The following is an 18,847-nucleotide window of genomic DNA, read 5'->3' on the forward strand; positions in this document are numbered from 1 at the left end:
TAGTTTTCAAACTTAGTGTAGTAGATAAGAGATTTACTGTAAAGAGTAAATAACATTTGACCATTAAGCCACTTTTTTAGTAACTTTATGACCAAAGCATTTATCCGAAAAGTTATCAAGAATCAGCACGCTACACCTCCGTCGCTCTTTGTGCCGTCGGCACCTCCGTGATATTGCGTAACCTCCGTCCCCTCTGTGACTCCGTGTGCCTATTATATAGACTTTTAGTTTATCACTCCATATCTCGGAAGAACCAAAAACAAGCTACTTCTTTGACTTTTCAAACAAATACTTTTGGACATGAAAAAAGGCTGTATCGTAAGTTATTATACTCTTGATACAGCCTCCAGGGTTAGTTTGAAGGAATAAATTTTATTGCTTAATCATTATCTGCCCAGTTAGGATAGTCCTCTGTAGCCTCTTCCTCGAAGAGTATCTGTGGTTTGCTCTCTGCGTGATCTCCCTGATCAGAGGCTTCAAGCAATAGAGACTCAATCTCTAACTGAAACTTTGTAGCAAGTGGCTGAATATAAGTTTTCTTCATTTTTTTTCTTTTTACTTTACAGTTATCTTCTTTCCATTAATAATATACAAGCCAGTTGGAACAGAGAATGTACGAGTTTCGCCAGACTTTACAACGGTTCTTGTGATGTTCTGTCCTGCAGCATTGTATATCTTCAACTCAGTGTCCTTATTAGCTGTTGCAATAATGGTGTTATAGGTCGTTGTGATAGCTAATGTTGGTTCATTGGCGATGTCTGTAATACCAGTAGTTTCAGTGTTATTCTCATCGAAACTTATATTGAACATGCTGAACATCTTAGCACCAGCAGAACTACTGAACTCATAAGCTGCACGGAATGGCCAGAGGTAGAGAACTTCCTTACGAAGGTTGCGCAGTGCAACGAACTTATTGTAAGAGAAGTAGAATACACTTGGCTTATCAGCCTTGTTCATGCGTAAACCTGAATAGGTATGGTAGCTCTTGAAGTTAGCTGTTGCACCATTAAGTATGTTGTTAATCATTCCATCCTCAATGAATTTATCATTTGATGCTGTCTTTTCAATGAGAGCAGCCTTCTCACGTACAGTGAAGAGGATGTTGTTTGAGGCATTTGCACGTGGGAGTCGTACCATGTAAGACTTGTTTGCTTCAGTTGCAGCATTGAGCTTCTCAAACTGAGCAGTAGCCTGATAGTCTGTTCCCTGATTCTGCGGAGTGCTGGTATAGGTCAAACCATTCTCCTTCATCTTACCAACTGTAAACTCATAGAAGCCTCCATTATCATCCTTATGGTCACCATTAGTGTCAACAGTGAGCTTGAATGGAAGTACAATAGAAGCATAAGTATCTGCACCATAACCGTTGTAAGTCATCTTACGCTCATAGGTAGCAAACTTGTCGTCAGCCAACTTGATATCGTATGGTGCAAAGAATGGATTCTTATCGATGAGCTTAAACTCTACTGGTGATGTAAAGTCTGATGTGCTTCCTTCCTTCGCAACAGCAACATTGTTAGCTGTAGCCTGCGCCGAAGAACGATAAGGGAGGTAAACGATAGCATTCTTTGCCAATGCATCACGGAAAGTATTCATACTCATGATACCTGTTGAAGCATCGTTTGTACTACCAATAACGCTGAACAGCTGAGAGTTGTCTACGTAGAGTACTTGGTCAAGTGATGTAGGTGCATTAGTTCCACCAAGTGCAGCAGTCATTGCATTTTTAATCTGGCTCAGTGTCAGATAACCATAGCTGTTACCCGATTCTGTGTCGAAGCCAGCAGCAGTCGTGGTAATCTTTGCACCATACATAGCCTCCTCGTTGTCCTGATCATTATCAGCCTTATAGTAGTTGGTTTTGTCGTAGATCTTAACCCACTCAACATTTGGAGTGTACTCACCTGAAGTCAACTTGATAGTTGCTGTGTAGTAAGCGAAAGCCTCGTGCTGCTCCTTAACTGTTGGTGCAATGTTGTAACGTGTCTCATCCTTTGTGAAGAGGTAGAGAGTCTTCGTTGCATCCATTGGCACGATAGAATTCTGTGGGTTGAAGTTACCACCCTGTGAACTATAAGCAGCGCCACTAAATGGTGTCTCTTCGAGATACAATGTCGCCTGTGTGTTTCTGTTACGGTCAAGTTGTGCAGAGTTGTTGAAGATGAATGCTTGATTACCAGCTACCTTAACATCAATCTTATCTAAGTAACTATGATTTGGATCATAATCACTTGCATACAAATCTTTGCCGTTTACAGGAGTATAAGCAGAACCTACGAAGCTATAACGAGCCTTACCATCGTGTGAATCACAGTTTAGATAAGTGTCGTCAGCAAAGAGTGACTTCAAGTTACGGAATGTAAATGTGCCCTGTGCTGGTGTAGAGAAACCTGCAGGCACCTTATATTCAAAGAGGTCACCACCCATCTTAAAGTCGACAGCATTTGTAAAGGTACGAGTCATCTCCTCACCCTGCTCACCTGTGCAGACGATATCGGCTGTACTGATATAAGGGTTCAATGGCTCCATCTTTACATCTACATTTACTAAGGCTGTACCAGTTGTGTTTGCAATCTCAAACTTAACAGCATCGTTGTTAAGACCATCAATGGTAATAGAACCATTTGAAGCAGATGGAGAAACTGACACTTCCTGATAAACAGTTTTACCCGTCTTGTCATACACCTTTATAGTGTAGGTCTGTGGAGTGTAGCTTGCACCGGAAGACTCACGTTTTCCGTAGAAAGTTGATCGGTCATAGTAAGAAAGAACAGCATTACTTCCATAACCTTGTAGGTAGTATCTTGTTCTATAAACTGAGTTATAAAGGTTTCCTTCACTGTCGAAGTACCAGTTTCCGTAAGCCCATGCTTTAGATGGTGTAGTTATGGCGTAAAAGGTACCAGTTGCCACACTACCACCCATAGCAAGGTACTGGATGTTACCATACGCATCTTTAGTGTAGACATAACCTTCAGAATCTTGCTCCCATGTCGTAGCTTGTGTACTTGTACTCCATTTAGGATATTGTGTGCTGCTAAAGGTTAGATATTTGTTGTTATCTCCCTTAATCTTAAATCCTTTTGTACCATAATTCTCATTCTTACCTAATGAGAAGTTAAAGGTAGCACCAGTGATACGATAACCAATAGGAACGACCTTTGTAGTTCCATCTTTATAGTTGTTTTCAACCTTTGTAGGACTTTCGATGTAGTAAATACCACTCTTCAAAGCATTCCAAACCTTTCCGTCGTTCTGAACAACAGAAATATTCTCATTAGTACCATCTTTCTTCTTCCATGTTCCATTTTCAACAGCAGACTCATGGAAGAGCTTTACCTTAGCCTCCATTTGCTTAATGTTCTCTGGTACATAAGCTAAGAAAGTTTTACCAGCCTTTGTTACCTTCTTAATTTCTCCGACATCAATTTTTTGAGTTTCAAAACCATTCTCAACTAAGTTGGTATTGGTTTCAGAAACATTAGAAGGAGTCATAGAGACAGTGAACTCTACGTCTGGGGCATATTCTACTTCGATAGACTCATATTCAAAACCTGTGAGGACGTTATATCCCTTATTGATATTATTATGGTTTCCAATAAAGGTAAAATACAAAACAGATCCAAGACTGGTTGTTCCATCACCTCGAGTGAGCGTGTATGTATTTGCCTGTCCGCTTGCATCATGAGTTAGTTCTACAGGACTTCCTACCCATTTTGTAGCAATATTATCATCTGTTTTGATGGAATTTGGTTTGTTATTCGACTTGATATAATCTTCTTTGATTTCACCAAAGTACCAAGGGAGGTTTCGTCCCCATGTTAGGTGTCCATCAAATGCTCCATCAAGAATATCATAATCAGCTCCTCCATAGCTACCTTGCAGGTTGTTCTTGATTTTAATGGTGTACTTTGTGATACAAAACCCCTTAGGCACAGCTAAGGCTGCATAAGAGTTGTACACACCAGTAATGTGTACCATTCGATTATCTTTCTCATAGAAACGAATGTTACCAGTGTGGTTACGCATCATACCATCAGCAGAAAATTTTGGATTATCTGTTGTTGTGTAGGTAAGTGGCGCCTGATTGTGAATAAACATAGAGCCATATCCACTTTGAGATCCTGCCTCTAGACTACTCTCAGAACGTACAGAGATAATGTTACCTGTTTGTGGGCTAATAGTAACCTTTACGGCCTTACTACCTGTTTGTGCTGAAATTCCAATATTACATAATAGTAATAATAAAATTAAAGCATGAAACTTAAGCCCATTCCGGGAGAAAAAGTTTTTTCTTTTCATCAAATAATTAAGTTATTTATTAAATTAAAAATTACCTAACAAAATAGTCGTTGACACTATATGCATCATTTTTTAGCTGTGCAAATGTACGTATTAATTCGTTTTTAATACAAACATGCATGTCTATATTTGCTAATATTAACTAAATGTCTATAAATTTCATATATATTAGTTATTAATTAATATACAGCTGCTTTGTTACTTTTAACTATAGCTTTAAAAACAAAAATCGTCTTTATGAATTTTGTAATTGTGTAAGTTCTATTGTTTATTTATTTTGTTCTTTTCAAATGCAAAGAGAAGAAAAATATGGGCTTACACACTTTTTTAGACACTACCTTGCTAATTTCTTTGCTAGGGGTAAATTGTATTGTAAGTGTACCTCTATTTTAAACACTACCATTATCTTCAATAGCTTATTAAAGTTTCGGTAGATGTTGTTGCTAATAAACTATTTTAGAAAAAAGCCCACAATTACACAAGTAATCGTAGGCTTTTTATGTGTTAATGTTTTTTATTGCACAAGTGTTATAATAACAAACCTGTGCAATATTTTTTATTTAGCTGGTGTCATCACCACTTCTGTATGATTTCCTGTTGCAAGGAGTCCTTTTAAGAAAGCTGCTATCTTTTGTGTTGTAAGTGCCTCGACAGCCTCTTTATATCCATTTTGAATATCAACACCTAATGTAATATATTCGTTAAGGACATTAATCCAATGACCATTGTTCTTTGCACTGATGTCTGCTTGCTTTAGCATAAAGTCTTTAACCTTTTGTAGTTTGTCGTTATCAACCTTCATACTGTTATTCTTAATGCCTTCGTTAAGAAGCTTAACAGCAAGTTCTGCCTTGTTTGGATCCATTGGACATTGTGCCTGAATAATGGCAAATGTTTTATTGCCAGATTGATTTAATCCGCCACTTGCACCAACAGAGTAAGCTGCTCCTTGGTCTTCGCGTATATCTTTAAGATAAACCATAGACAAAACTTGAGCTGCAGCGTCTACAAGCACAGAATTCTCTAAAGTATACTTCATTGGTTGGTGCCAGAATTCGAAACTCATAGCTTTTGGCGTTTCAGATTTTAGAGCAAAATGGTTAATTACTTTACCTGTTGCAAAGCCAGAAACTTCTTTCCAATTCTCTGCTTTCCCCTTTGGTAAGCTGCCTATATATTTTTCGATAAGTGGGCGGAGAGTTGCTTCGTCGTAGTTTCCTACAAAGTAATAAACAAACTGACCAGGATTAGCATAACGTTCTTTCCATATTTGGAGTATACGGTCGTAGTTTACGCCCTTTAGAGTATTTACAGAAAGTGGTGCATAACGAAGTGCATGGTTGTAGAGCGAAACTGTAATAGAATCGCCGAATACACTTTCAGGCGATAAATCTTTATGTTTTAAGGCCTGTTCGTATTGCTTCATCATAGCGTTGAAAGCTTGTTCGTCCTTTGTTACATTGGTTAATTTGAGATAAACCAGTTGCATCATGGTCTCAATATCTTTTGGTATTGCTTGTCCACTTACAGACTGATAGTATGTACCCAATGCCAAGTTAGCGCTTGCTTGTTTACCGTAAAGCGCTTTGGTTAAGTCTTGTTTAGAGAAGTTACCAAGGCCACTATTGCCCATTACAGAATTAAATAGTTTAAGATTGTCAAAGTCTGCCTTATCGTACAAGCTGCTACCACCCTTAGCTGTAGCATAGAAACGAACATCGTTAGCTTGGAAGTCTGTCTTCTTCAAAATAACGCGAGCGCCGTTGCTCAATGTAAGTTCTTTATAACCGAGCTTCTTGTTCTCTGTTTCTTTTACTATCTTACCTGCTTTTGGCAACTTCTTAACGTCCAATAATGGCTCACTCTTTACGTTATCAACGTATGGCGAAAGTTTTTCTGCACGTACTTCCTTTATGGCTTGTGCCATTTGTGCCTCTGTAATATCTACCTTTCCTGGCTTATCTTGTGCAAAGATGTATGCAACAAGGTTGCTATCCTTATCTGAAATAAGTTCTTTAGCATACTCGTTTACTACCTGATAGTTCAGTGCTGGCATCTCAACGAGTTGCTTCATTATTTTGTATTCGTCTTCCTTGTTAGGTATAGGCTCGTTCTTCAAGAAGTGATCGCGCAATTCGTCGCCATATTGGTTATTGGTTGTCTTATCGCGATTAGTGTATGCAGACTCGATTTGTGAGAGGTACTCTTGTTTTGTACGTTCAAATTCGGTTGGTGTGAAACCATATTGACGTACACGTTGTGCCTCGCGATAAATAGCTTTGAAGGCTTCAATGTCTTTACCTTCTTTAGCTGAAGCACCCAATGTGAATGCGTCTTTGGTGCTTGAAAGCATATAGCTGCCATCTTCGCAGTAGGCACTGGTAAATGGACAGTCGGCTTTTTGTTTCATTTCGCTGAAACGTTGGTTTAGCATCATGGTTATCATAGTCTTCATATAGCTGTCAATGTAATATGCCTGACTTGTTTTCATCTCATCAGGGAATACATCGTGCTTCATCATAATGCCGATAGTAGTGTTTTGCATCTCTTTATCCTTATCGAATACATAGATGGCTTGTGCATTGTCGGCTACAGGAAGTTTTGTTACTTGGGCTGCATTTGCAGGAACTTTAGCATTTGCCCATAACTTTTTAATCTCTGCTTCTATGCGGTCTACGTTTACATCGCCTACAACTATGATGCATTGATTGTCTGGACGATACCATTTACGATAATAGTCGCGTAGAGCTTGATATTTAAAATGGTCTACTACGCTCATTAAACCGATAGGTAGACGGAGTCCATACTTATTGTTAGGATATAGTTTAGGCAACGAACGGTCGTAAATACGCATCATTGCGTTTTGGTTTAATTGCCATTCTTGGTGAATAACACCACGTTCTTTATCAATCTCCTTATCGTCGAGTGTCAGACCGTTCGACCAATCTTTTAGTATTAATAAACAAGAATCGAGTGCCGATTCACGCTTAGTTGGAACATTGCAAACACGATAAACAGTTTCTTCGATAGAAGTATATGCATTCAAGTCGCTACCAAACTGTACACCAAGCGAGCGTGTAAACTCTAATAAAGTAGAGTCGGGGAAGTGTTCTGAACCATTGAACGCCATGTGCTCCAAGAAGTGAGCCAAACCGCGCTGTGGTTCTTCTTCCTGAATAGAGCCGACACGCTGTGCAATATAGAAGTTTGCTACGTGTTCTGGCCAGTTGTTGTGCAAAATGTAATACGTCAGTCCATTGCTGAGTTTACCTTGTCTAACATTCTTGTTGATTGGAATAGGACCAAACTGCTGTGCGTTTGCCATTCCTGCAACAAAGAATAAGGCTGCAAAAAGAAAATGTTTTAGTCTCATTTTATAAATTAGATTAAAAATATTATTTACTAAGTGCACAAAGGTACTTATTTTCCTATAATAATTTACTATTTTTCTTATATTTCTATTTGTATCTTGTTAAATATAAAGAATAACATAGTTATTTCACTATGATTTTAGTTACTTTTGTTTTAGATATCTATCGTGTTCGTTTCAGATATCTGTAACATTCGTCTCAGATATCTGTCAGTTGTAAATTAGATATCATAGCACACAGCAACCTTTATATACCTATATTATAATGTGTAAAAGAAGATTATTCAGCTGAGAAATACTGAAAGAACAGAAACAGAAAAAAGCCAGACGGACGATGTGTTACTTGTTTACGATGAGGCAAAAGCTGCATCAGAATTTCTAATTCAGAATACCAGTAGAAGTCATATTAAACTTTACCGAGAGTAATGAAAGTTCTTAATAATATCTTTTATAATTTTGTTTCCTTTATAGCTAAATTCAACTAATGTTGTATCTTTTGTTTGTTTATTTATTATATAGGCACTCTTGATGCTAGCTCTATTTTCATTATAATTTATAATCACATTTTTTGCTAAAACCTTTATAAGCGGAAATTCTGTATAAGCCTCGTATTTTAGCTGGTCTATTTCAGATGGTGTAAATTCATTATATCTATTAGCTATTACTCTGTAATTAATATACGGAGGTTCATGGACATCTTTTAGCATATATTGTATGGCTTCTGAATTTTTTTTATTGGTGCTATAAGCTATTTTGCCTTTCCTAACTATATATGAAAAGCTATCGGTTATGGTTAATAATGTAGAGTCAGAACTAATAGTGTATTTGCCTTTAATATGCTTAATAGTATCGTTAAGCCATAGTTTGAATTTTTGTTCAGGACTTATCTTAATTTTTTTTGAGGTATTGATGTAGCCCATAATGATAATACCATTAGAAGTATTAAGCAAATAATAGATGTTTTTCTCATTATCTAAAAGTTTAAATGTTCACACATATCTCTGCTCGCTATATATCTAACCCAAGTTTAACGCTATTCGTATATGTACAACCATATTACGATATAAATCCTTAAGTTCATAATAAGGAACCTTATTAGCAGTAGCTAAGTTAAAGTGTGTCTGTACATTTGCGTACATAGGTGCAAAGTAACAAAAAAGAAATGACATACAAGTGTCCTATAAATCTAATTTAGTTGTTCGTCAAAACACTCTGTATGTAATTATCAATTATCAATTACATTAAATAGTGCTCAAAATGCCATAAGAGTTTATGAACGATAACTTTATCCGTTAATACTTGAGATAAAAAAGAATCCTTCCATTTATTCTACAAAATAGATAATTAATTGATAAAACTTGATTAATCTTTTTTTTTGCCGTACCTTTGCCCCAAAGTATAGAGAATGACAGTTTTAAGCGGTATTACCAAATTTTTAAAGAAAGCAAGCTATCCTATTCGAAGTAATTTTTGCTTTTTCTTCTTTATGTATCTCATTGGTATTGTAGTTTCGTATGCAGAACTCCCTACCAATCGCGACGATGTTTCAGTTTATGGAAATATCTGGTTGGAACTATTTTTTGACCTTTATATTATTTGTGTAATACTTTCGTTAATACCTAAAAAACTGCGTTGTTGGATAGTAGGTATGTTTTATGTAATAGCCTATTCTACCAGTATAGCCGATCTTTTCTGTTGGGTGAATTTCCAATCTTCTTTAAATCCATCAATGTTATTATTAGCTGCAGAAACCGATAAACGTGAGGCAAGCGAGTTTCTTAGTAGTTATATTAATACTGAAGTTCTCACATCAAGCGTAGGATTATTATTACTAATAATAGTTTTGCATTGTTTGGTTGCCATATTGAGAATTTATTGCAAGCAAAAAGACATAAAACAACCATTATGGATAACTATTGTGAGAGATAAAAGTGCCGGTTTCATCGGTCTAATTACGGTTTCTTTATTTGTAGCATCGGCAGTTTCGTCTTTCCATAATAAATGCGAAATGGTGCAAATGTTCTCGTTAAAGACAATAGGAAGTGTAGAACACGAACTAACAACACCCGATTGTGCCGTATTTTATACCCCTGTTTATCGACTAATATTTAGTTTGTATGCCAATCATTTAGCATCGCAACAAGTCGATAGATTAGTAGAAGCGAAAGATCGTGCCTCTGTTCAGAGCTGTGCTTTTAATACAAAAAATATCGTTTTAATTATTGGCGAAAGTCTTGGACGACATCATTCGCAGCAATATGGATATTTTATGAAGACAACACCGCGTCAAATTGCATTGGAAAAGGCTGGAAACTTAATACCTTTCACCGATGTTGTTGCGCCTTGGAATCTTACGAGTTTCGTTTTTAAAAACATCTTTTCAATGCATGTTGTGGGACAAAAAGGCGAATGGTGCGATTATCCACTCTTCCCACAACTGTTTCGTAAGGCAGGTTATCATGTGTCTTTTATTACTAATCAGTTTCTTCCACAAGCGAAAGAAGCAGTTTATGACTTTAGTGGTGGCTTCTTTTTAAATAATAAAGAACTTTCTAAATCAATGTTCGATACACGTAATACACGTTTACATACTTACGATGAAGGCTTACTCGCCGATTATGACAATAAACTGAAAGCTGAGAATAGAGAATATAACCTTATAATATTTCATCTTATAGGTTGCCATGTGTCCTATAATAGGCGTTATCCAGCAGACAGAAAGCATTTTAAAGCATCTGATTATAAACAAAAACGTCCAGAACTTACCTTACAACGACGTTATATGTTGGCGCATTACGACAATGCAGTGTTGTATAACGACTCAATAGTAAATCAAATTGTGAAACGTTTTGCCAATGAAGAGGCTGTAGTAATATATATGCCCGATCATGGAGAAGAGTGTTTTGAAGGTAAACGAGACATTATTTGTCGTAATCATTCTGCAAAAATTGATTATGATTTAGCACACTACGAATTTGAAGTTCCATTTTGGATATACTGCTCACAAAAATACATTGCGAGACACCCAAAAGAGTTTGAACAAATAAAAGTAATAAGACACAAACGTTTTATGACCGATGCTTTACCTCATTTGTTGCTCCATTTAGGTGGTATAAAGGCGAAAGACTATCACGAAGAATACGATATTCTGAGTCCAAAATACAACGAGAAGCGTCCTAGAATTCTTAAAAACAAAACTAATTACGACGAATTGGTAGCAGAATACAGACGAAAAATAGCGATAAAACGGTAGTTTTTTTGCGTATAAGTATGGTAAATATGAACAACAATACACACACTATAAATAACCGAACAACTGTTAATATGATGTTGAGTCGCACAGAATGTAATATCTTGCGAGGTATTGCCATTGTTGGAATAGTGCTTCATAACTATTGCCATTGGCTTCGTCACATTGTGCAAGAAAATGAATATCAATTCAACCAGCATAATGTAGATTGGTTCCATAATATTATTACGCATAGCTTTAACGAACTAACAATCTTCCATCTTCTATCTTTTTTTGGACATTATGGTGTGCCAATTTTTCTTTTTCTATCTGCTTATGGGTTGGTAATAAAGTATGAAACAACCAATAATATAGAAAATCAACCAACAGTATATCGTTTCTTGCGTTTCCATTGGCTGAAACTATTTCGTATGATGATAGTTGGATTTTCTGCATTTATATTGGTTGATGCTATTACTGAGGGACAACATCATTATAAGGTGATTGATATTGTTGCGCAAATGGGTTTGTTCAACAATGTTTTGCCTAATCCAGACGATATAATATGGCCTGGTCCTTACTGGTTCTTTGGATTAATGCTTCAGTTATATATTGTTTATCGCTTGTTCTTATACAAGAAAAACTGGATATGGATAGTGCTTTTAATTGCTATTTGTACTATTATTGAATTGAAGTGTGCTCCTAACGGAGAAGCTTTAAACCGTTGGAGATACAATTTCGTCGGTGGAATGTTGCCTTTTGGCTTAGGTTTACTCTGCGCAAAATATATGCGAAATACCACTTTATATGCTTATGTAATAATGTTTGTGTGCTCTTTACTCCTTATTTGGTATGGTAGTAATAGCTTTTTTGTATGGCTTTTTGTTCCAATGTTTGTATGTTTTGCAGGCATTAGCTTTGTAAAATTGCTATCATATTGGAATTTAAATTATCCGAAATATACTTTTGGAATAGCAAAAATGTTTAATTGGTTAGGAGTAATTTCAGCAGCATTGTTTATTTCACACCCTATTACACGAAAAATAATAATCCCAATATCTCGTAACGGAGATTATTGGACAGGGCTTTTGCTCTATATTATTACTTCTATATGCGTAGCTTGGTTGTTTAAAGAAATAATGAAACGTGTACCTTCGCCTAAGTTGTGAGATGAAAAGAAAAGGAATAGAACTTGCAGATATTAGTAGGTTTCGTGGCGAACTTATGGGCTTAGCAATATTGTTTGTTATGCTTTTTCATGTGGGTTTGCCTCGTACAGATATGTTTTTTGGACTTCACCGTATAGGAAACATTGGTGTCGATATGTTTTTCTTTCTTAGTGGTGTTGGACTTTGGCATTCATGGACAAAAAATCCTAATACAAAGCACTTCTATCAAAAGCGACTTTTACGCATCTATCCCACATGGCTTATCGTGGCATCGCTATATTATATTCCCGATTATCTATCTATTTCGTGGATTCAGCATAGCGGAAATAGTATAAATATATTCGATTTAATCGGTGATATTACGATAAACTTAGATTTTTGGCTACACGATGAATTAACATTCTGGTATATTCCTGCAACAATGATGTTGTATTTGGTTACTCCTTTTTACTTGTCGCTCATAATAAAGCACCCTATATATCGTTGGATTCCTGTTGTTATGATAGTTTGGTGTATAATAGTACAATATGTTTTACCTATTTATAATGTAGTTGGGCACCTTGAGATTTTCTGGAGTCGTGTACCAATTTACTTTATCGGACTAAATTTCGGCGCAGCTGTAAAAGACAAAAAAACAATAGAATATAGCTCTATTTGGCTTATTCTTTTGGTTTTTGTGGGTACATTTGCTTCTTGTGTCTATTTAGAACAAATACGGCACGGTTGTTTTCCTCTATTTTTGGAACGCTTAATATATATACCACTCACAATAACAGGAATATTTCTACTTTGCATAACGTTAAATAGGCTGCATAATAAACATCTTAACAAAATACTCACATTCGTAGGAAGTATAAGTTTAGAAATATATTTGCTGCACAATCACTTTATTCTTGACTATATAGAACAACTCGATTGGCATTATTGGTTAAAGTTTTTTGCAACACTCATTATAGTGCTACCACTTGCTTGGCTTTTGCATAAAACAGTAGGAAAGCTAACAACCATAATAAAAAAGAATTAGAACAATGAAGGAGATAATTAAATTAATACGTCCACATCAATGGATAAAAAACCTTGTAGTGTTGTTTCCTATCTTCTTTGGTAGGGCTTTGGGTAATATAGAATCGCTTTACGAAGGTTGTATAACCGTGATAGCTTTTTCTTTTATAGCTTCCTCTATATATTGTTTAAACGACATAATTGATGTAAACGACGATCGACGACACCCACAAAAGTGTAATAGACCTTTAGCATCTGGAAAAATAAGCATTACACAAGGATATTTTCTTATGATAATAATGGTTATTTTGTCGATGGTTTCGCTTATTTTTTTACCAGATCATCGCATTCAAACAGGTGGAGTTATTGGTTTTTATTGGGCTTTAAACGTTGCTTATTGTTTATTTCTAAAACAACATGCTATTATAGATGTTTGTGTTGTTGCATTTGGTTTCGTATTACGTATTCTTGCAGGTGGTATTGCAACCGATATTCGATTGAGTAAATGGATAGTTTTAATGACCTTTCTCTTAATGCTCTTCCTTTCGTTTGCAAAACGTAGAGACGATGTTTTACGAATGAATGAAACTGGCGAAGCTCCTCGAAAAAATACTATTCGTTATAATCTAACCTTCATTAATCAAGCCATAACCATAACTGCAAGTGTAACTTTAGTGTGTTACATTATGTATACAGTAAGCCCTGAAACAATCGCAAATTTCCATACAGATAATCTCTATCTTACAAGTGTTTTTGTGCTTTTAGGCTTGTTGCGCTACATTCAGCTTGCAGTAGTAGATAAAAGAAGCGGTGATCCTACAAAAGTTCTCCTTCACGACCCTTTCATTCAGTTTATTGTATTGAGCTTTGGACTAACATTTCTTGTTATAATATATTTCTTGTAGTATGAAAGTATACGCCTTCGATTTTGATGGAACATTGACAAAAAAGGACACATTCATCGAATTTATCGAATATTCTAAAGGATATGGGAAAACCTTTTTTGGACTCTTACTATTTTCTCCCATACTTATTTTAATGAAACTACATCTATATCCTAATTGGAAAGCCAAACAACGTATATTTTCATGGTTCTTTAAAGGAATGAATATAGACGAATTTAATAAACTCTGCCAAAATTTTGCAGTAGCAAAACAAAACATAATGCGTCAAGGTGGATTAGACACAATTCGTAAAGCTCTTATTCAAGAAGATAGTGTAATTATTATTACGGCAAGTATAGAAAACTGGGTGAAACCTTTCTTTAAAGAATTTGAAAATAAAATACAAATCGAAGGCACACAAATAGATGTAAGATTAGGTATTGTAACTGGCAACTTTTTAACAAAAAATTGCTACGGCAAAGAAAAAATAAAACGATTAAAAAGTGCATTCCCATATAGAAACGCATATAAATTGATTGCTTTTGGCGATAGTAAAGGCGATAGTTATTTACTAAAAGAAGCCGATGAAAGCTATTATAAACCTTTTCGAACAAAAAGAAGCCGAAGTTTCGATGAAATCGTGCGTTTTTGTATTGTAGGTGTTTTAGCTACAGCCCTTCAATATGGAATATATCTTTTATTAATTAAATGGTTTGAACCACAAATTTCTAATACAGTAGGCTATTTGTTAAGCTTTATGTTTAACTATATAGCATCAACTAAATTTACATTTAAAGTTCAATCAACAACAAAACGTGGAATAGGCTTTGCGTTTGCCCATCTTGTTAATTTCGGACTACAAACTATCTTTTTAACTCTTTTTCTTTGGCTCGGATTACCTAAAACAATAGCCATGATTCCTGTTTTCGGTATATGTGTTCCTATTAATTTTTTATTAGTGCGTTTATTCTTAAAACGAAAATAGAATACGGTTATAGGTAATACTTACCTGCTAACGCTTGTAAGGTATGTTATAAATGTGTATCTTTGCAACTCTTAATTAAGAAAGAAATGTCTATATTAGGTGTATTTGCAATAAAAAAAGAAGAAAGAATATTAGCTTTTGCTATGCTTTTAGTATTCTTAGCATTTAATGTGTTGCTTATTAGTAGCCATTTTGGTGTTTATACAATGGGAGCACACGGAGGATTTTGGTCGTTATTTACCAAAAACTTCCGTATGTCGGGCTATGATAATTGGTCGTGGATTACCATTTCTTCTATGAGAGTTCATTTCGAAACTATTCGACACCCATTATTTCTCACAATTCTTTATCCACTTTATTGGCTCAACCATTGGCTAATAAATACAGTAGGCATCAATTTCGCTGTATTTCTTATGGCGATAATCATACTTTTTTCGGCGTTCTATTCTGTTGTTTTCACTTATCGCATATTGCGTGAAGTGCTCGAATTGAAACAAAAAGATGCAACTTTGCTCACACTTTTCTTTTTTTCTTTCGCACATATTCTTGTTCCTGCAATGGTCCCCGACCATTTTATAATATCGTTAATGTTGCTTACACTTACGCTTTATATTGCAGGAAAGAGACAAAAACAAGGAAAGTTAATAAAAACGTGGGAATCTTTCTTGCTAATGTTCTTTACTGCAGGAATAGCTGCCTCGAATGCAGGGAAAACTATATTGGCTGGTATTTTCACAAATGGTAAAAAGTTCTTTAGTTTTAAATATCTTGTAGTTGCTATTCTACTTCCTTTGGCATTGTTATTTGCAATTCAACAATTACAATATTATCAAGTAGAAATTCCACAAGAAGAAGTTACACAGAAAATTGTAAATACCAACAAAAAGAAACAGCCGGGAAAATTTGAAGCTCATAAAAAAGAAAGAAATGCGTGGCTACATGCTCATACAGGACGTGCAGCAAGTAGCGAAGGTATTGGAAAATTGATGGATATTTCCACCTCTCGAACCCAAACTTTAATAGAAAATTTCTTTGGCGAACCTATTCAGTTACATCAAAAATTTCTTTTAAAAGATGTTTCGTGGGATCGTCCCATATTTGTAGAATATAGTTGGATAGCCAATTACGTAATAGAAGCATTGATAGTTTTGCTTTTTGTAATGGGAGTTGTTGCAGGTTGGCATTACAAATTTATGAAAATGCTTTTGTTATGGTTTGCTTCCGATTTTACATTGCATATTATAATGGGGTTTGCCATCAACGAAGTATATATAATGACGGCAGGTTGGGCTTTCATAATTCCTATTTCTATTGGATATTTGCTGCGTATTCTTTCTCATAAATCTCGATTTGTTTTGCGCATTATATTGCTGGTACTAACAAGTTGGTTGTGGATTTATAATGGCGGACAAATTATTTATTATCTTATTCAATGAAAGCTATTGTAGGTTTCCTTAATATTAAGAGAGAAGAACGCCTACCAGTTGGCTTATTCTTTGTGTGGCAACTATTGTTACAAGCTCTTGCCATTACAAAGTATGTTCCATTATTTACGAATCCATCGAACAATTACTACAAATTGTTTGTAGACAACTATCATCTTTCTGGTTTCGATCCTTTAACCTATTTGGTTGTTTCCGATTGGTCGTTAGCATTCGATGTAAACCGACACCCACTGTTGGCTCTCTTTTATTATCCTTTTTCGTTGTTAAACAAATTGCTTATTTGTATTACGGGAACAAACTTTGCCATTTATATAGTTGCATGTGTTTTGCTATTCTTCTCTGTAGGTGGTTTTGTTCTTATGTTGCGTATTTTGCGCCAAATCATCGGCATATCTTCTTTCGATTCAGCGCTTCTTGCCTTCTTTCTCTATTCTTTTGCTCACGTTTTACTTTCAAGTATAGCTCCCGACCATTTCATTCTCTCGATGTTTATGCTTTTGCTTACGCTATATATTGCAGGAAAATGTATGAAAGAAAAGAAAGAAATGGGCATTTGCCAAACTGTTTTGTTGTTTTTGCTTACTGCAGGTATATCTCTGAATAATGGCTTAAAAATATTTCTTGCCAATTTTTTTACACGTGGTAAACGGTTTTTCACTATAAAGAACCTTCTTTTGGCTATTATTCTACCCTTTGCAGCCGTCTTTACAATTGGAGAATGGCAACACGAACAGTTTATTGCCGATAAAGTGGCAGCATTAAAACTTAAAAAGCGTAATGCCATTAAAGCAGAACGCAAAGCTATGTTTGCAGCATTTAAAGATACTACCCACATTAAAGATAGTGTAAAACAAGAGAAAGTTTTCCAAAATATGTGGAGAGAACATCGCCGAAATGTGTTGAGAGCAGAAGATAAACAACCACAAAAAGCACATTCGGGCAAACCAGTAAGTAAGCTACGTTTCCTGAATTGGACAGATATTTCTACCTCTCGTACAGAAACAATTGTGGAAAATTTATTTGGCGAATCCATACAGCTACATCAAACGCATAAATTAGAAGATATAATGAAGACACGTCCTGTTATTGTTTCTTATAATTGGACACTGAATTATATTGTAGAATCTATTATTTTCCTCCTTTTCATCGTAGGAATATGGTGCGGACGACATTCTAAATTTTTGTGGCTCTTCCTTTCTTTTGCCGCATTAGATATGGTGTTGCACATAGGTTTAGGCTTTGGCATAAACGAAGTGTATATAATGACCGCTCATTGGATTTATGTAATTCCTCTATCTATAGCGTATCTTGTTTGTTATATCCGTAACAAAACAAAAACAATATTGCGTGTTTTGCTTGTTTTACTTACACTGTATCTTATGGTTTACAACGGTTCATTACTCATTAAGTATTTGTATTTCTAAATATTGGTAGTTATGAAAGCAAGTGTTTCTATTGTTTTATGTACTTATAATGGGGCAAAATACCTCAGCGAACAGTTAGAGTCTATTCTCGCACAAACATATCCGCTGCACGAAATAATAATACAAGACGATAATTCTACCGATGAAACCGTTAATATTATTCACGAATATGCTTGTAAATATAGTCTTATAAAGTTTTTCAAAAACAATTCTGCGCATGGTGTAAATGGTAATTTCATTTCTGCTATACAACGAGCCACAGGCGATTATATTGCAATTTCTGACCAAGATGATATTTGGGAAACAGACAAAATAGATAATCAGATGAAAAGTATTGGTAAAAACTTACTTTGTTCTGGTTTTTCGCGTCCTTTTTCTACCGATGGTTCGTTTGCTTATTTCGACCATCGAAAACGTAATGTAAATGTTGTTCGAATGTGTTTTTTAGGGCTTCCTGGACATACATTATTGTTTCGCCGTGAACTTATAAATATGTTGCCACCATTAGAACATTCCATTTTTAAATATTCTATGTACGATGCTGCACTTTCAATAGTGGCGGCTGCACATAAAAACATCGTATTCATCGATAAAATATTGGTTAATTTTCGCCGACATTCTGCAGCTACTACTTATAACGATTATAAAAAAAGTTTGCCATCGTGGCAGAATGCTTTATATATGTTGTGGTGGGGAATAAAGCATTACAAGGAAACACGAAAGCGCATACGTCCCATTTTCGAAGCAAAACTATTGCTTTTAAATTATGTAAATGCAAATAACGATGAGGCAAAAGCTGCAAAAACAATACTCGAGTTAGAATTGCAAAATGGTGTTTTACCTTTCCTGAAATTGCAATATCAGTGTATGAAGAATTATAAACACCTATTTCATACCGAAGGGAAAGGAGCTATACGGTTAATTCGTGCTGCTCTTTACCCAATTATGCAACTACAAATGTATGCACAATAGTTACTTTGTTATTCAATCCACCCTAAAAATTATGTAAACGAATTTTGTTTTAAATAAATTCTGGC

At 35.4% G+C, this 18,847-nt stretch carries 12 protein-coding genes; 8 read left to right on the forward strand and 4 right to left on the reverse strand.

The window, feature by feature from the left end; translation table 11 throughout:
- Positions 1-379: 379 nt before the first annotated feature.
- The 4 genes from HMPREF9144_RS13485 to HMPREF9144_RS02395 all read right to left on the reverse strand — a co-directional run bounded on the left by HMPREF9144_RS13485 (position 380) and on the right by HMPREF9144_RS02395 (position 8,622).
- Positions 380-544, reverse strand: a complete 165-nt coding sequence (locus HMPREF9144_RS13485) for a hypothetical protein (protein ID WP_006044235.1) — start codon at positions 542-544, stop codon at positions 380-382.
- Positions 545-555: 11 nt separating this feature from the next.
- A complete protein-coding gene (locus HMPREF9144_RS02385; RefSeq protein WP_006044236.1) occupies positions 556-4,302 on the reverse strand; it encodes a T9SS type A sorting domain-containing protein in 3,747 nt (1,248 codons plus the stop codon).
- A gap of 556 nt (positions 4,303-4,858) precedes the next feature.
- On the reverse strand, positions 4,859-7,675 hold the full coding sequence (locus tag HMPREF9144_RS02390) for a M16 family metallopeptidase (protein WP_006044237.1): 2,817 nt from the start codon (positions 7,673-7,675) through the stop codon (positions 4,859-4,861).
- A gap of 410 nt (positions 7,676-8,085) precedes the next feature.
- A complete protein-coding gene (locus HMPREF9144_RS02395; protein WP_257009641.1) occupies positions 8,086-8,622 on the reverse strand; it encodes a hypothetical protein in 537 nt (178 codons plus the stop codon).
- Between the two features lie 455 nt (positions 8,623-9,077).
- Here HMPREF9144_RS02395 and HMPREF9144_RS02400 point away from each other — a divergent pair, with 455 nt between their 5' ends.
- The 8 genes from HMPREF9144_RS02400 to HMPREF9144_RS02435 all read left to right on the forward strand — a co-directional run bounded on the left by HMPREF9144_RS02400 (position 9,078) and on the right by HMPREF9144_RS02435 (position 18,782).
- Complete coding sequence (locus tag HMPREF9144_RS02400) at positions 9,078-10,925, forward strand: phosphoethanolamine transferase family protein (RefSeq protein ID WP_006044240.1); 1,848 nt, start codon at positions 9,078-9,080, stop codon at positions 10,923-10,925.
- 17 nt (positions 10,926-10,942) lie between these two features.
- Positions 10,943-12,070, forward strand: a complete 1,128-nt coding sequence (locus tag HMPREF9144_RS02405; RefSeq protein ID WP_006044241.1) for an acyltransferase family protein — start codon at positions 10,943-10,945, stop codon at positions 12,068-12,070.
- Between the two features lies 1 nt (position 12,071).
- Positions 12,072-13,094 (forward strand): acyltransferase family protein, encoded by a 1,023-nt coding sequence (locus HMPREF9144_RS02410; protein WP_006044242.1) that lies wholly within the window; start codon positions 12,072-12,074, stop codon positions 13,092-13,094.
- Between the two features lie 4 nt (positions 13,095-13,098).
- Positions 13,099-13,977, forward strand: a complete 879-nt coding sequence (locus HMPREF9144_RS02415; protein WP_006044243.1) for a decaprenyl-phosphate phosphoribosyltransferase — start codon at positions 13,099-13,101, stop codon at positions 13,975-13,977.
- A gap of 1 nt (position 13,978) precedes the next feature.
- Positions 13,979-14,941 (forward strand): haloacid dehalogenase-like hydrolase, encoded by a 963-nt coding sequence (locus HMPREF9144_RS02420; RefSeq protein ID WP_006044244.1) that lies wholly within the window; start codon positions 13,979-13,981, stop codon positions 14,939-14,941.
- Positions 14,942-15,027: 86 nt separating this feature from the next.
- Entirely contained in the window at positions 15,028-16,377 is a 1,350-nt protein-coding gene (locus tag HMPREF9144_RS02425; protein WP_040595366.1) for a DUF6080 domain-containing protein, read from the forward strand.
- A complete protein-coding gene (locus HMPREF9144_RS02430) occupies positions 16,374-17,810 on the forward strand; it encodes a DUF6080 domain-containing protein (protein WP_006044246.1) in 1,437 nt (478 codons plus the stop codon). Before HMPREF9144_RS02425 ends, HMPREF9144_RS02430 begins: the two co-directional genes overlap by 4 nt.
- 12 nt (positions 17,811-17,822) lie before the next feature.
- Complete coding sequence (locus tag HMPREF9144_RS02435; RefSeq protein WP_006044247.1) at positions 17,823-18,782, forward strand: glycosyltransferase; 960 nt, start codon at positions 17,823-17,825, stop codon at positions 18,780-18,782.
- Positions 18,783-18,847 lie beyond the last annotated feature (65 nt).

The sequence above is a fragment of the Prevotella pallens ATCC 700821 genome (genome assembly GCF_000220255.1).
GTDB lineage: Bacteria > Bacteroidota > Bacteroidia > Bacteroidales > Bacteroidaceae > Prevotella > Prevotella pallens.

Excerpts from the sequence above, each read along its gene's own strand:
- HMPREF9144_RS02400 (WP_006044240.1), top strand. The coding sequence starts at position 9,078 with ATGACAGTTTTAAGCGGTATTACCAAATTTTTAAAGAAAGCAAGCTAT.
- HMPREF9144_RS02405 (WP_006044241.1), top strand. The coding sequence starts at position 10,943 with ATGGTAAATATGAACAACAATACACACACTATAAATAACCGAACAACT.
- HMPREF9144_RS02430 (WP_006044246.1), top strand. The coding sequence starts at position 16,374 with ATGAAAGCTATTGTAGGTTTCCTTAATATTAAGAGAGAAGAACGCCTA.
- HMPREF9144_RS02435 (WP_006044247.1), top strand. The coding sequence starts at position 17,823 with ATGAAAGCAAGTGTTTCTATTGTTTTATGTACTTATAATGGGGCAAAA.
- HMPREF9144_RS02425 (WP_040595366.1), top strand. The coding sequence starts at position 15,028 with ATGTCTATATTAGGTGTATTTGCAATAAAAAAAGAAGAAAGAATATTA.
- HMPREF9144_RS02415 (WP_006044243.1), top strand. The coding sequence starts at position 13,099 with ATGAAGGAGATAATTAAATTAATACGTCCACATCAATGGATAAAAAAC.
- HMPREF9144_RS02390 (WP_006044237.1), bottom strand. The coding sequence starts at position 7,675 with ATGAGACTAAAACATTTTCTTTTTGCAGCCTTATTCTTTGTTGCAGGA.
- HMPREF9144_RS02420 (WP_006044244.1), top strand. The coding sequence starts at position 13,979 with ATGAAAGTATACGCCTTCGATTTTGATGGAACATTGACAAAAAAGGAC.
- HMPREF9144_RS13485 (WP_006044235.1), bottom strand. The coding sequence starts at position 544 with ATGAAGAAAACTTATATTCAGCCACTTGCTACAAAGTTTCAGTTAGAG.
- HMPREF9144_RS02410 (WP_006044242.1), top strand. The coding sequence starts at position 12,072 with ATGAAAAGAAAAGGAATAGAACTTGCAGATATTAGTAGGTTTCGTGGC.
- HMPREF9144_RS02385 (WP_006044236.1), bottom strand. The coding sequence starts at position 4,302 with ATGAAAAGAAAAAACTTTTTCTCCCGGAATGGGCTTAAGTTTCATGCT.